This is a genomic window from Cupriavidus oxalaticus (genome assembly GCF_016894385.1).
In the GTDB taxonomy this organism is placed as follows: Bacteria; Pseudomonadota; Gammaproteobacteria; order Burkholderiales; family Burkholderiaceae; genus Cupriavidus; species Cupriavidus oxalaticus.
Genome location: NZ_CP069811.1, coordinates 497,013 through 510,426, shown reverse-complemented (window position 1 = coordinate 510,426; position 13,414 = coordinate 497,013). Strand labels below are relative to the sequence as shown.

The window sequence follows — 13,414 nt, the reverse complement described above, 5'->3', positions numbered from 1 at the left end:
AGCAAGCAAAAAAGGGCCCCGCAAACGCGGGGCCCCGAGGTCATGCCTGACTGCCGTGCTGGCGCTTACACCGTCACGCCGTCGGCCACTTCCTTGAAGTCCTCGATCTGGTCGAAGTTCATGTACTTGTAGATCTTGTCGCCATTCTGGTTGATGACGCCAATATCGGCCATGTACTCTTCCTTGGTCGGGATACGGCCCAGGCGCGAGCAGATTGCCGCCAGTTCGGCGGAACCCAGGTACACGTTGGTGTTCTTGCCCAGGCGGTTCGGGAAGTTGCGGGTCGAGGTCGACATCACGGTCGCGCCTTCGCGCACCTGCGCCTGGTTGCCCATGCACAGCGAGCAGCCCGGCATTTCGGTGCGGGCACCGGCGGTGCCGAACACGCCGTAATGGCCTTCCTCGGTCAGCTGCTTCTGGTCCATCTTGGTCGGCGGGGCCACCCACAGCTTGACCGGGATGTCGCGCTTGCCTTCGAGCAGCTTGGAGGCTGCGCGGAAGTGGCCGATGTTGGTCATGCACGAACCGATGAAGACTTCGTCGATCTTGGCGCCGGCCACGTCCGACAGGGTCTTCACGTCGTCCGGGTCGTTCGGGCAGGCCACGATCGGCTCGTGCACGTCGGCCAGGTCGATCTCGATCACGGCGGCGTACTCGGCGTCGGCGTCCGGCTCCAGCAGCTTCGGATCGGCCAGCCACGCTTCCATGGCCTTGATGCGGCGCTGCAGGCTGCGCGGGTCCTGGTAGCCCTGGGCGATCATCCACTTCAGCAGCGTGATGTTGCTGTTGATGTATTCAATGATCGGGTCCTTGTTCAGGCGCACCGTGCAACCGGCGGCCGAACGTTCTGCCGAGGCGTCCGACAATTCAAACGCTTGCTCGACCTTCAGGTCGGGCAGGCCTTCGATTTCCAGGATGCGGCCCGAGAAGATGTTCTGCTTGCCTTGCTTGGCCACGGTCAGCAGGCCTTGCTTGATCGCGTACAGCGGAATGGCGTTGACCAGGTCGCGCAGGGTCACGCCCGGCTGCATCTGGCCCTTGAAGCGGACCAGCACCGATTCCGGCATATCCAGCGGCATCACGCCGGTGGCGGCGGCAAAGGCCACCAGGCCCGAGCCTGCGGGGAAGCTGATGCCGATCGGGAAGCGGGTGTGCGAGTCGCCGCCGGTGCCGACGGTATCCGGCAGCAGCATGCGGTTCAGCCACGAGTGGATCACGCCGTCGCCCGGGCGCAGCGAGATGCCGCCGCGGGTGCTGATGAACTCGGGCAGCGTGTGGTGGGTCTTGACGTCGACCGGCTTCGGATAGGCGGCGGTGTGGCAGAACGACTGCATCACCAGGTCGGCCGAGAAGCCCAGGCAGGCCAGGTCCTTCAGCTCGTCGCGGGTCATCGGGCCGGTGGTGTCCTGCGAGCCCACCGAGGTCATCTTCGGTTCGCAGTAGGTGCCCGGGCGGATGCCCTTGCCTTCGGCCAGGCCGCAGGCGCGGCCGACCATCTTCTGCGCCAGCGTGAAGCCGCGGCCGGTATCGGCCGGGTTCTGCGGCAGGCGGAACAGCGTCGACGGGGCCAGGCCCAGCGCCTCGCGGGCCTTGGCGGTCAGGCCACGGCCGACGATCAGCGGAATGCGGCCGCCGGCGCGCACTTCGTCAAACAGCACGTCCGACTTGACCTTGAACTCGGCGATCACGGCGCCGTTCTTCAGGGCCTTGCCTTCGTACGGGCGCAGCTCGACCACGTCGCCCATTTCCATCTGGGACACGTCCAGCTCGATCGGCAGCGCGCCGGCGTCTTCCATGGTGTTGTAGAAGATCGGGGCGATCTTGTTGCCCAGGCACACGCCGCCGAAGCGCTTGTTCGGGATGAAGGGGATGTCTTCGCCCGTGAACCACAGCACCGAGTTGGTGGCGGACTTGCGCGAGGAGCCGGTACCGACCACGTCGCCCACGTAGGCAACCAGGTGGCCCTTTTCCTTCAGCGATTCGATGAACTTGACCGGGCCGCGCTTGCCGTCTTCTTCCGGCTGGAACGCCGCGCCGTCGCGCTTGTTCTTCAGCATCGCCAGCGCGTGCATCGGGATGTCCGGGCGGGTGGTGGCGTCCGGGGCCGGCGACAGGTCGTCGGTGTTGGTTTCGCCCGGCACCTTGAACACGGTGATGGTCAGGCTTTGCGGGACTTCCGGGCGGCTGGTGAACCACTCGGCGTCGGCCCAGCTTTGCAGCACGGCCTTGGCATTGGCGTTGCCCTTGTCCGCCTTTTCCTTCACGTCATGGAAGGCGTCGAACATCAGCAGGGTCTTCTTCAGCGCGTCGGCGGCGACGGTGCCGACTTCGGCATCGTCCAGCAGCTCGATCAGCGGCGAGATGTTGTAGCCGCCCAGCATGGTGCCCAGCAGCTCGGTGGCCTTGGCGCGGGAAATCAGCGCGCACTGTTCCTTGCCCAGCGCGACGGCGGCCAGGTACGAGGCCTTGACCTTGGCGGCGTCATCCACACCGGCGGGGACGCGGTTGGTGATCAGCTCGACCAGGTTCTGCTCTTCGCCGGCGGGCGGGTTCTTCAGCAGTTCGATCAGCTCGGCCGTCTGCTTGGCGGTCAGGGGCAGAGGAGGGATACCAAGCGCGGCGCGCTCGGCCACATGTGCGCGATAGTTTTCAAGCATGGGAACCTGCTGAGTAATTAGGTTTTGAAAAACTTCCTTTGACGTCGCGATTGTAGTCGCTTGGGGGGCGTCGGTCAAATGTCTTATATCTTATATAAGAGTTGATTGTTGAAAATCCTTAGAAATCAATGGGGTTTTGGATAGAAGACTTTGTAGGGTTACATGGGGACTACCTGAGTAGAGCAGTAGGGATTGTTGTATCGGAGGATGTGGCCTTGGCTTGGTATCTGGCAGATATTTGATATGCCTTGGTTTCGCCCCTAAAGGGGCGAGTCACTTTTGCCCGAGCGGCAAAAGTAACCAAAAGCGCGTTGACGCGCCCTGCGGGCGGCCACTCTTATCGTAGTGGGCAGGGCTTTCGTACGGGGCTGGGCTTCGTTGCAGGGCGGGACTGCCTGACGCCCTGGTGCGCCACGATGGCCGATTGTGTGCTCCCTCTCCCGCGCGCGGGAGAGGGGAGCAAACAGGCGGAAGATAAAGGATTCAGCCCCCGCGATAGCGCCAAGCGAGCGCAGCGACGCGTTCCGTGCCAGAGCTCCTGACCTGAGATGCTGCCGGCGCGCAGCGCAGCCGCAGGCGTCCTTGCGTTGACGCCAGCAGCAGGGGCCACGCCCAGCTCTGGGCGCGTTCAACAATCGCGTCAATCCCAAGCCACCGTGGCGCACCACGGCGTCAGGCAGTCCCGCCCTGCAACGAAGCCAAGCCCCGTACAAAAACCCAGGCACACTACGTTAAGAGTGGCCGCCCGCAGGGCAGTAAACGCGCTTTCTGGTGACTCTTTGTCGCTCGGACAAAGAGTTACCCGCCCTTTAGGGCGGAACCGGGCGCATCAACCACCACCAGATACCAGCCGCAGACATACCCCAGCCAAAAACCCCCAAACCTCAAGTTCCCACCCCACCACACGTTAACCCCCCTGCAGGCGCGCACCACAAAGCGCCCGCTGGCGTAGCCATGCCTGCTCCCTTTCCGCTCAAACGGCCAAGCTGAAAGGGTTTCCCCCTTTTTTTCGGCCCTTTGCTGGCCTGCGATTCCGGAAGAATGGCAGGCATTCCGACACAGGCTTCTCATGGCGAACACGGCTTCCCCTTCCCGGACTGGCAGCAACACAGGCAAGCGCGGCCGGCTGCTGCTGATCGGCGGCGGCGTGCTTGTCCTGGCACTGGGCGCCGGAGGCTTTGTGCTGGGCAGCGTGCTGAGCAACGGCCAGCCGGCGGCGCCCGCCGCGCCCGCCGCCCCGGTCATTCCGCCGCCGATCTTCGTGCCGCTGGATGCGTTCACCGTCAACCTGAGAAGCGAGGACGGCGACCGCTTCCTGCATACCGGCCTGTCGCTGAAGGTGGCGGATGCGGAGACGCAGGCGCGCCTGGCGCAGTACCTGCCCGAGGCCCGCAGCCGCATCCTGCTGTTGTTGTCGGCACGCCAGCCCGCGGACCTGGCCACGGTCGAAGGCAAGCGCAAGCTGGCCGACGACATCCGCACCACCATCGCCCAGCCCTTCGCCACCGGCCTGCCCGGCCAGCGCGTGCTGGATGTGTTGTTCACCTCTTTCGTGGTGCAGTAAGCGCCCGCTTGCGCCCTGCCCGCCCGCCAACCGATATGAAACTGTCCGCCGCCACCCAGCAACGCCCCGCCCCCGCATGCCGCGGGGCACGGTGATGCGCACCTGGCCGCGCCGCAACCGTTTCATCCACAACGCCGCATAGAGCCGCAAAAGGGGCAGGACACCAGATGGCCTACGACAAGTTCCTCTCGCAAGACGAGGTCGACGAGCTGCTCAAGGGCGTATCCGGCGAGGCCGATACGCCCAAGGCCAGCGAGCCGGCGCTGGACGACAGCGGGGTGCGCCCGTACAACCTGGCGACGCAGGAACGCATCATCCGCGGCCGCCTGCACACGCTGGAGATCATCAACGAGCGCTTTGCCCGTTCGCTGCGCTCGGCACTGTTCAATTTCATCCGCCGGGGCGCGGATATTTCGGTCGGCAGCGTCAGGATCGAGAAGTTCGGCGATTTCGCCCGCAACCTGCCGATGCCGACCAACCTGAACCTGGTCCACCTGAAGCCGCTGCGCGGCACGGCGCTGTTCGTCTACGACCCGAACCTGGTGTTCCTGGTGGTGGACAACCTGTTCGGCGGCGACGGCCGCTTCCACACCCGCGTGGAAGGGCGCGACTTCACCCAGACCGAGCAGCGCATCATCCAGCGCATGCTGGAGCTGACGCTGGCCAGCTACGGCAGCGCCTGGCGCACCGTGCACCCGATCGAGACCGAGTACATCCGCTCGGAGATGCACACCAAGTTTGCCAACGTCGCCACGCAGAACGAAGCCGTGGTGACCACCGCCTTCCATATCGAACTGGGCGCCGTCGGCGGGCAGCTCCACGTGTGCCTGCCGTACGCGATGATCGAGCCGCTCAAGGACCTGCTGATGAATCCGCTGCAGGACGAGAAGGAAGTCGACAAGGGCTGGGTCAACCAGCTGTCAAGGCAGCTGCGCGCGGCCGAAGTGGAACTGGTCGCCGAGTTCGCGCACCTGCAGAGCACGGTGGCCGAGGTGCTGGCGCTGCGCGCCGGCGACGTGCTGCCGATCGAGCTGCCGGAGAAGATCTTCGGCAAGGTGGACGGCGTGCCCGTGATGCAGTGCGGCTTCGGCACCATGAATGGCCAGTACGCGCTGCGGGTAGAACGAATGATCAATCACCAGGACGGCCAATCCCACCTGGACACCGAGGACACCGATTATGAGTGACGGCTTCGAGGACAAACCGGTCGATCCGATGGACGACTGGGCCAGCGCGCTGGCGGAGCAGACCAGCGCCACAGCTGCCGAGATCCCGGCCGCGGCGCCCGCGGCCACGCCAGCCGCCGCCACCGTCTTCCAGCCGCTGGCCAAGGAAGCGACCAGCGGCTTCCACAACGATATCGAGATGATCCTCGATATCCCGGTGCAGCTGACGGTCGAGCTGGGCCGCACCAAGGTGCCCATCAAGAACCTGCTGCAGCTGGCACAGGGCTCGGTGGTCGAACTGGACGGGCTGGCCGGCGAGCCGATGGACGTGCTGGTCAACGGCTACCTGATCGCGCAGGGCGAGGTGGTGGTGGTGAACGACAAGTTCGGCATCCGCCTGACGGACATCATCACGCCGTCCGAACGCATCCGCAAGCTGAACAAATGACCGTCCGGAAGTACCCCACGCGCGGTGCTGGCCGCCTTTGGGCGGCTGGCGCCAGTCTCGCCGCGCTGATCCCGGCGCTGACCCCGACGCTGGCACTGGCCGCCGACGACAAGCCGGCACCGGCCATCAGCGGCGCGGGCAGCCTGGCGCAGGCAGGGCTGGGGCTGTTCGCCGTGATCGCGCTGATCCTCGGCATGGCCTGGCTGGCCCGGCGCGCCGGGCTGGTGCGCCACGCCACCGGCGGGGTGATGAAGGTCGTAGGCAGCACCATGCTGGGCGCACGCCAGCGGCTGGTGCTGGTGGAAGTCGGCGATACCTGGCTGGTGCTGGGCGTCAGCCCCGGCGAAATCCGCCCGCTGCACAGCATGCCGGCGCACACCGCCGGCAGCAGCTCCGCCAACCCGCTGACCCCGGCACACGCCACCGGCATGCCGCAACCGCCGACCGGCGGCACCTTCGCCGAGAAGCTGCTGCGTTCGCTGCAATCCCAGTTCAAGTCATGAATTCCCTGCGTGCCGCATGGCGGCGCCGCTTCCGGCCCGCGCGCCTCGCCGTGGCCGCGCGCTGCAGCCCGTTGTCGATTGCCCTGCTCCTGACGCTTGCCGCCGCCGTACTGGCATTGGCGCCAGCGCCTGCGTGGGCGCAGCAGCTGCCCGGCGTGGTCAGCAAGCCCGCCCCGGGCGGCGGCCAGATCTGGTCGCTGCCGATCCAGACGCTGGTGCTGCTGACCTCGCTGTCGTTCCTGCCGGCGGCGATGCTGATGATGACCGGCTTCACCCGCATCATCATCGTGCTGGGCCTGCTGCGCAACGCGCTGGGCACGGCCACTTCGCCGCCCAACCAGGTGCTGGTGGGACTGTCGCTGTTCCTGACCTTCTTCGTGATGGCGCCGGTGCTGGACCGCATCTACAACGACGCCTACAAGCCGCTGTCGGAAAACAGGATCAGCCTGGAAACGGCCGCCGCCAGGGCCGCCGAGCCGCTCAAGGCCTTCATGCTGCGCCAGACCCGCGAAAAGGACCTGGCGATGTTCGCGCAGATGGCCAAGGCCCCGGAAATGCAGGGCCCGGAAGAAGTGCCGCTGAGCATCCTGGTGCCCGCCTTCGTCACCAGCGAGCTGAAGACCGCGTTCCAGATCGGCTTCACCATCTTTATCCCGTTCCTGATCATCGACCTGGTGGTTGCCAGCGTGCTGATGGCGATGGGCATGATGATGGTGCCGCCGGCAACCATCTCGCTGCCGTTCAAGCTGATGCTGTTCGTGCTGGTGGACGGCTGGCAGCTGCTGCTGGGGTCGCTGGCGCAGAGCTTCATGAACTGAGGCCAGTTGCCTCGCCCTTCGCATTCCTATCCGCAGGATCCGAGCCATGACCCCGGAAACCGTAATGACCATCGCCACCCAGGCGATGAAGATGACCCTGCTGCTGGCCGCGCCGCTGCTGCTGGTGGCGCTCACCGCCGGCCTGGTGGTGAGCCTGTTCCAGGCCGCGACGCAGATCAACGAGATGACGCTGACCTTCATCCCCAAGCTGATCGCGCTGTTTGTCACCATGGTGCTGGCCGGTCCGTGGATGATCAACACCATGGTCGACTACATGCGCGAGGTGTTCCAGAGCATCCCCGCGCTGGCGCACTGACGCTCTCTCCTTTCCGCTTCCCCCCTTCCGACAGACTGCCGTGGTCGAATTCACTTCAGCCCAGCTCTACGGCTGGCTCGCGGCATTCCTGTGGCCCTTCTTCCGCATCCTGGCGCTGATCGGCACCGCGCCGCTGTTTGGTGAATCGACCATCCCGCGGCGCGCCAAGATCGCGCTGTCGGCGATGATCGCAATGGTGGTCTCGCCCACCATCGCGCAGCTGCCGGCGGCGCCGGTGTACTCCTTCGAGGGCCTGCTGATCATCCTCAACGAGGTCGGCATCGGCCTGGCCACCGGCTTTGTCATGCGGCTGGTCTTTGCTACCGTGCAGCAGGCGGGCGAAATCATCGGCCTGCAGATGGGCCTGTCGTTCGCCTCGTTCTTCGACCGCTCCGCCGGCGGCCAGACCATGGTGCTGTCGCGCTTCCTCAATATCATCGCGGTGCTGCTGTTCCTGGCGCTGGACGGCCACCTGATGATGCTGGGCGCCCTGGTCGACAGCTTCAATGGGCTGCCTGTTGGTGGCAACCCCGGCGGCACGCCGCTGTCGGCGGGCGGCGCCATGGCCGTGGCGCGCGCCGGCGGCATGGTGTTCGCGTCGGGCATGCTGCTGGCGCTGCCGATGATCGCCGCGCTGCTGACGCTGAACCTGGCCATGGGCATCCTGAACCGCGCCTCGCCGCAGTTGTCGATCTTCGCAGTGGGCTTCCCGGTGACGCTGTCGGGCGGCTTCCTGGTGCTGATGCTGGTGATGCCGCAGATGGGCACCTACATGCAGCACATGATCGAGGCCGGGCTCGAGTCGATCGGCACGGTGCTGGGGCAGTTCGGGCGCTAGGCGCGGGCAAATGATGGACACCTGCGCGCCCTGTGCAGGGCACTGCTGCCGACTACTGCGCCTTCAGGTCTACTGCCTTGGCAATGGCTCGGCGGGCGTGGTTCCCGCAGTGAAATCCTGCACATTATCTTAGAGGTCGAATATTTCTTGACACGGGGTGGCAAGGCGCTAATATTACGCCATGTACTTCGATCTCTAAGTTTATTGAGGTACGCAACCACCGCTCAGGAGCCCTCACATGTACGACCTCTTTGCCACCGACAAGCTGATCGACCTCTGGCTGACCGAAGACATCGGCATCTGCGACTTGACCGTCCAGACCATGATCGAACCGGGTGAGACCGGCACCTTCTGCATGAACGCCCGCGAGCCGATGATCATCGCCGGCATCGACGTGGCGGCACGTATCTTCGCCCGCTACGATCCCACGCTGTCTGTCGACGTGCGCGTCGCGGACGGCGACAAGGTCGCCAAAGGGGCGGTGCTGCTGAACGTGAGCGGCAATGCGCGCAGCGTGCTGACGGCCGAGCGCACCGCGCTGAACATCATGCAGCGCCTGTGCGGCATCGCCAACCTCACGGCCACCTATGCCCAGGCCATTGCGCATACCAAAGCGCGCCTGATCGACAGCCGCAAGACCACGCCAGGCCTGCGCGCGCTGGAAAAGCATGCGGTGACCTGCGGCGGTGGCCTGAACCACCGGCTGAGCCTGGACAATGGCGTGATGATCAAGGACAACCACATCTCTGTGTGCGGCAGCATCGCCGCCGCCGTCGAACGCGTGCGCCGCAAGCTGCCGGTGCTGACGAAACTGGAAGTGGAATGCGACCGGCTGGAGCAGGTGCACGAGGCCCTGGCCGCCGGTGTCGACGTGATCATGCTGGACAACATGTCGGTGGCCGACATGAAAGAGGCCGTGCAGATCGTCAATGGCCGGACCAAGGTCGAGGCCTCGGGCGGCATTCGCCTGGAAACGATCCGGGCCGTGGCGGAAACCGGCGTGGACTACATCTCGACGAGCAAGATCACGCAGTCGGCACCGGCCGTGGATATCGGACTGGACGACGCCTGACGCATCGCGCCTGCCTGGGCCCCGGGGCCCAGGCGCCCCGACATCGGTTTCACGCCTTCTACCCAAGGCATTCACCCTCGCCGGCCTGGCCGACGGGGGCCTTTTCATTGGCGCCAGCCGACTGCCGCTACAGGTCCGACAGCAGCCGCCCCACCTCCTGCGTGGACGGCACCCGCCGGCCGTTCTCAGCCGACGCGATCTCGTCGGCGACCAGGCGCTTGGCGATCGTGATCAACACGCGGCGCGTGGTCAGCACATCCTCTTCGCTCACGCCCTCCACGCTGAGTTCATTGACCTCGGTGGCCAGCGGTTCGAGCTTGCGGCGCAACGCGCGCCCGGTCTTGCTCAGGAACACGTGCACCTTCTTCCTGTTGCCGGGAAGGTGCGTGCGTTCCACATAGCCCAGCGCTTCCAGCGCCTTCACCGCCGCAAAGGTGGTCGGCTCGGTCACGCCGGCCCGCTCGCTCAACTCGCGCTGCGACAGGCCGTCATGGCGCCACAGGATACGCAGGATGGTCCAGTGGCCGTATGAAACCGAATGTTCCGCCAGGCGCAGTTGCAGCGCCCGGATATAGGCGCGCGCGGCGTCCTTTACCAGGTGGGCAAGCCGTTCTTCATCGGCTTCATCCGGCGGCGTGATGTTGACCGGAGCATCCGGCTTCCTTGTGGCCATAGTCGTGACGGGAAATGAAAGGTATGCATGCGGCACCATGATGCGGTGCAAGCGACAGTGCACATGATAGCGCCTCGCGCGCTCGCGCATCCGGCACCACGCCCGGACCGCCCGCCCCCTCTATGTAGTATTCACTCCATTAGTGCACCGTGCGCGCTGCCGATGCATGAGGCACCGGCAGCGCGCATGCGGTTACCCGTGTTTTCCCCTACGACCATGCGAATCCCGCGTACACACTGGATTTGCGGGGGATGGCCCATTGCTTGCATTACCTTAGACATCGAACTTATCTTGACACCCACCCGGCCGGTGCTAGCATAGCCATACAACTTCGACATCTAAGGTAATCATGAAGGCAACCGGCACATTCTTTCTCGTTGTGGGGCCCAGTGGCGCTGGCAAGGATTCCCTGATCGACGGTGCGCGCGCCTCGCTCGATGACGACTATGTCTTCGCACGGCGCGTCATCACGCGCCCGGGCGGGTCGGCCGGCGAGGATCACGAGGGCGTTACGGAAGCCGAGTTCGCACGGCGCCAGCGAAGGGGCGAGTTCCTGGTCACCTGGGACGCACACGACCTTCGCTATGGATTGCCCATGTCGCTGATGCGCGAGCTGGAACGCGGGCGCAACGTCGTAGCCAATGGCTCGCGCGGCGTCGTCGCCGACCTCGCCGCCCGCTTGCCGCGCTTCGTGGTCATCCTGGTGACGGCACCGCAGGAGGTGCTGGCACAGCGCATCAGCGCGCGCGGACGTGAATCGGGCGACCAGGTCGCCAGGCGGGTGGCGCGAGCGGGAGTATCGATGCCTCCCGAGGTCGCCTGCATCACGGTGTCAAACGACAGCACGCTGGAAGCGGGCATGGCACGCTTTGTCGAAGCGCTGCAAAGCGGCACCAGTGCATCCGCCACCAGGCAGCCGGCCAGCCGCGCCAACCTCATGGCCAAGCTGCGCGGCGAGCCGCTCGACGAAGCTGCCTATGTTGCCGTGCTGCAAGACGCCATCGCCGGGCGGTACACCGAGGCAGAGCTGACCGACTTCCTCATTGCCGCAACCCGCACGCTGACCGACGCCGAAGTGGTGGCGCTGGCACGCGCACGGACGGCCTTCACACCCCGCATCGACTGGGACGAGCCGCTTGTCGTCGACAAGCACTCAATGGGCGGCGTTCCCGGCAGCCGCATCACGCTGGTGGTGGTGCCGATTGTCGCGGCGTACGGCCTGGCCATGCCCAAGACGTCATCGCGCGCGATCACATCTGCTGCCGGCACTGCCGATGCGATGGAAACCATCGCGCGGGTCGACCTGACGCACGAGGACGTGCGCCGATGCGTGGCGCAGGCGCGCGCATGCATTGCGTGGAACGGACGCCTGAACCATTCCGTGATCGACGACGTGATGAACGCGATCACCCGGCCCCTGCGCCTCGATTCGCGACGCTGGTCGGTGGCATCGATCCTGTCGAAGAAGTTCACCGCCGGCGCGACCCATGTCATCGTCGATCTGCCCTTCGGGCCGCAGGCCAAGCTGGCGACGCGCGCCGACGCCGAGGCGCTCGGCGCACTGTTCGAACACGTCGGCAAGGGACTGGGCCTGCACGTGCGCGCGCTGGTCACGGACGGCAGCCACCCGATCGGCCGTGGCATCGGCCCCGCGCTGGAAGTGCGCGACGTCCGGCTGGTGCTCGACAACGATCCCGCGGCTCCCGCGGACCTGCGTGAAAAAGCCCTGCGCTTTGCCGGCGAGATCATCGCCTTCGATCCCCGCGTGGGCTGCGCCGAACAGGGCATGCGCATTGCGGCTGCGCTGCTGCACGAAGGCAAGGCGAAGGCCGCGTTCGACCGGATCGCCGCAGCGCAGGGCATTCGCTCCCGCCCGGTGGCGCCGGGTACGCATACGCGGATCGTGGCCGCCACCACGCGGGGCCAGGTGACGGCCATCGAGGGCTTGCAGATTTCCGGCGTGGCGCGCGCTGCCGGGGCACCGCGCGCCGCGGGCGCAGGCATCGACCTGCTGTGCACGGTCGGTGCGCAGGTGGCGCCGGGGCAACCCCTCTACCGTATCCACGCCGACTCCGCTGCAGCACTTGAGGCGGCAGCGGCACTGGTCCGCGTTGGTGGCGAGTGCCATCAGGCAGTGCGTATAGATCCCGATTGACCAGCATTTCCCCTTCCTTCAACCTAACCGACGAGGCATATCCATGAGACCCCTATCCGTCGTCAACAGCCTGGCATCGCTCCTGTTTGTCGCAGGGAGCCTGGGCACCCTGCCCGGGCGCGCCGAGGCCAATATCGCCAGTACCTTCCCGCAGAAGCCCATCCGCATGGTGGTGACGTTCCCGGCCGGAGGCGGGACCGATTCCCTTGCGCGCCTGATCGGGGCGGACATCAGCAAATCGCTGGGGCAGCAGGTAGTCGTCGACAACCGGCCGGGCGCCAGCGGCAATATCGGTGCCGAGTTCGTCGCCAAGAGCCCTGCCGACGGCTACACGCTGCTGATCGTCAACAGCAGCTTCGCCATCAACCCGAGCGTCTTCAAGAAGCTGCAGTTCAACCCGAAGTCCGATTTCAGCGCCGTCATCACCTTTGCTTCGGTGCCGTCGGTGATCGCCGTGCCATCGCTCTCGAAGATCCGCACCTTCAACGACTTGCTGGCGACGGGCAAGAGCGCCTCACCCCCCAGCTATGCCTCGTGCGGTAACGGCACGCCCCAGCATCTGGCCGGTGAATTGCTGAAGGTCTCGGCAAGGATCGCTATGCTTCACGTGCCGTACAAGGGTTGTGCACCCGCCATCGCCGACGTGCTCGGCAACCAGGCGGATGTCAGCATCAATACGCTGACCAACACCATGCCCTACCTGAAAAGCAACAGGTTGCGCGCGCTGGCCGTCACGTCGAAGGCACGTTCGCCGTTCCTGCCCGACGTGCCGAGCGTGAGCGAGCTTGGCATCCCCGGCTATGACGTCGACCAATGGTTCGGCATCCTGGCCCCGGCGAACACGCCGCCCGAAATCGTGCAGAAGCTGAACACGGAAATCGCCAGGGCCATCGCCAAGCCCGAGGTCAGGTCTTCGCTGGAGCAGCTCGGCTTTGCCACGACCACGAGCACCCCTGCCGAATTCCAGAAGCTGGTGACCTCCGATATCGATCGCTGGCAGAAATTCGCGACGAAGATCAATCTGCTCGTCGACTGACCATCCCGGGGCACCGGCCAGGTAACAGCAGGCCCCTCCCCCCGACATCCCGACCCCGACATCCCGACCTGGATCGTTCCTGCACGGGCGCATACCGGCCCCCGTGAGCGCGCGTTCGTCCCTGCGTCCTGGCATCGTCCGTCAGGCAATGGCCGCGTGCGCCCGATT

Annotated in this window: 12 protein-coding genes; 10 read left to right on the top strand and 2 right to left on the bottom strand. The window is 65.7% G+C overall.

Features of this window, described 5'->3' with window-relative positions; genetic code table 11:
• Positions 1-65 precede the first annotated feature (65 nt).
• Entirely contained in the window at positions 66-2,657 is a 2,592-nt protein-coding gene (gene acnB, locus JTE92_RS02260) for a bifunctional aconitate hydratase 2/2-methylisocitrate dehydratase (protein WP_063239561.1), read from the bottom strand.
• 1,069 nt (positions 2,658-3,726) lie between these two features.
• Here acnB and fliL point away from each other — a divergent pair.
• The 8 genes from fliL (at position 3,727) to nadC (ending at position 9,382) form a co-directional block, all read left to right on the top strand.
• Positions 3,727-4,221, top strand: coding sequence for a flagellar basal body-associated protein FliL (gene fliL, locus JTE92_RS02255; protein WP_063239560.1), 495 nt, complete (start codon positions 3,727-3,729; stop codon positions 4,219-4,221).
• A 167-nt stretch (positions 4,222-4,388) separates the two neighbouring features.
• Entirely contained in the window at positions 4,389-5,408 is a 1,020-nt protein-coding gene (gene fliM / locus JTE92_RS02250; protein WP_063239559.1) for a flagellar motor switch protein FliM, read from the top strand.
• Positions 5,401-5,835 carry a flagellar motor switch protein FliN gene (gene fliN, locus JTE92_RS02245; RefSeq protein WP_063239558.1) on the top strand — a complete coding sequence of 145 codons (435 nt, stop codon included), beginning with the start codon at positions 5,401-5,403 and terminating at the stop codon, positions 5,833-5,835. The genes fliM and fliN overlap by 8 nt, the downstream gene beginning before the upstream one ends.
• Positions 5,832-6,338: a flagellar biosynthetic protein FliO gene (gene fliO / locus JTE92_RS02240; RefSeq protein ID WP_063239557.1), complete on the top strand. Its 507-nt coding sequence runs from the start codon at positions 5,832-5,834 to the stop codon at positions 6,336-6,338. The genes fliN and fliO overlap by 4 nt, the downstream gene beginning before the upstream one ends.
• Entirely contained in the window at positions 6,335-7,156 is an 822-nt protein-coding gene (fliP, locus tag JTE92_RS02235) for a flagellar type III secretion system pore protein FliP (protein ID WP_063239556.1), read from the top strand. Before fliO ends, fliP begins: the two co-directional genes overlap by 4 nt.
• Before the next feature lie 46 nt (positions 7,157-7,202).
• Entirely contained in the window at positions 7,203-7,472 is a 270-nt protein-coding gene (gene fliQ / locus JTE92_RS02230) for a flagellar biosynthesis protein FliQ (protein ID WP_063239555.1), read from the top strand.
• A gap of 40 nt (positions 7,473-7,512) precedes the next feature.
• Complete coding sequence (fliR, locus tag JTE92_RS02225) at positions 7,513-8,310, top strand: flagellar biosynthetic protein FliR (RefSeq protein WP_063239554.1); 798 nt, start codon at positions 7,513-7,515, stop codon at positions 8,308-8,310.
• Between the two features lie 238 nt (positions 8,311-8,548).
• Positions 8,549-9,382 carry a carboxylating nicotinate-nucleotide diphosphorylase gene (nadC, locus tag JTE92_RS02220; RefSeq protein WP_063239553.1) on the top strand — a complete coding sequence of 278 codons (834 nt, stop codon included), beginning with the start codon at positions 8,549-8,551 and terminating at the stop codon, positions 9,380-9,382.
• A 127-nt stretch (positions 9,383-9,509) separates the two neighbouring features.
• On the opposite strand, the gene JTE92_RS02215 is transcribed toward nadC, so the two are convergent.
• Positions 9,510-10,055, bottom strand: coding sequence for a MarR family winged helix-turn-helix transcriptional regulator (locus JTE92_RS02215; protein ID WP_063239552.1), 546 nt, complete (start codon positions 10,053-10,055; stop codon positions 9,510-9,512).
• Positions 10,056-10,404: 349 nt separating this feature from the next.
• On the opposite strand from JTE92_RS02215, the gene phnN reads away from it, so the two are divergent.
• Both phnN and JTE92_RS02205 read left to right on the top strand, forming a co-directional pair.
• The gene (phnN, locus tag JTE92_RS02210) at positions 10,405-12,210 is read left to right on the top strand and encodes a phosphonate metabolism protein/1,5-bisphosphokinase (PRPP-forming) PhnN (protein ID WP_063239551.1); all 1,806 of its coding nucleotides are present in this window, start codon (positions 10,405-10,407) and stop codon (positions 12,208-12,210) included.
• A gap of 43 nt (positions 12,211-12,253) precedes the next feature.
• A complete protein-coding gene (locus JTE92_RS02205) occupies positions 12,254-13,246 on the top strand; it encodes a tripartite tricarboxylate transporter substrate binding protein (protein ID WP_063239550.1) in 993 nt (330 codons plus the stop codon).
• The last annotated feature ends 168 nt before the right edge of the window (positions 13,247-13,414 follow it).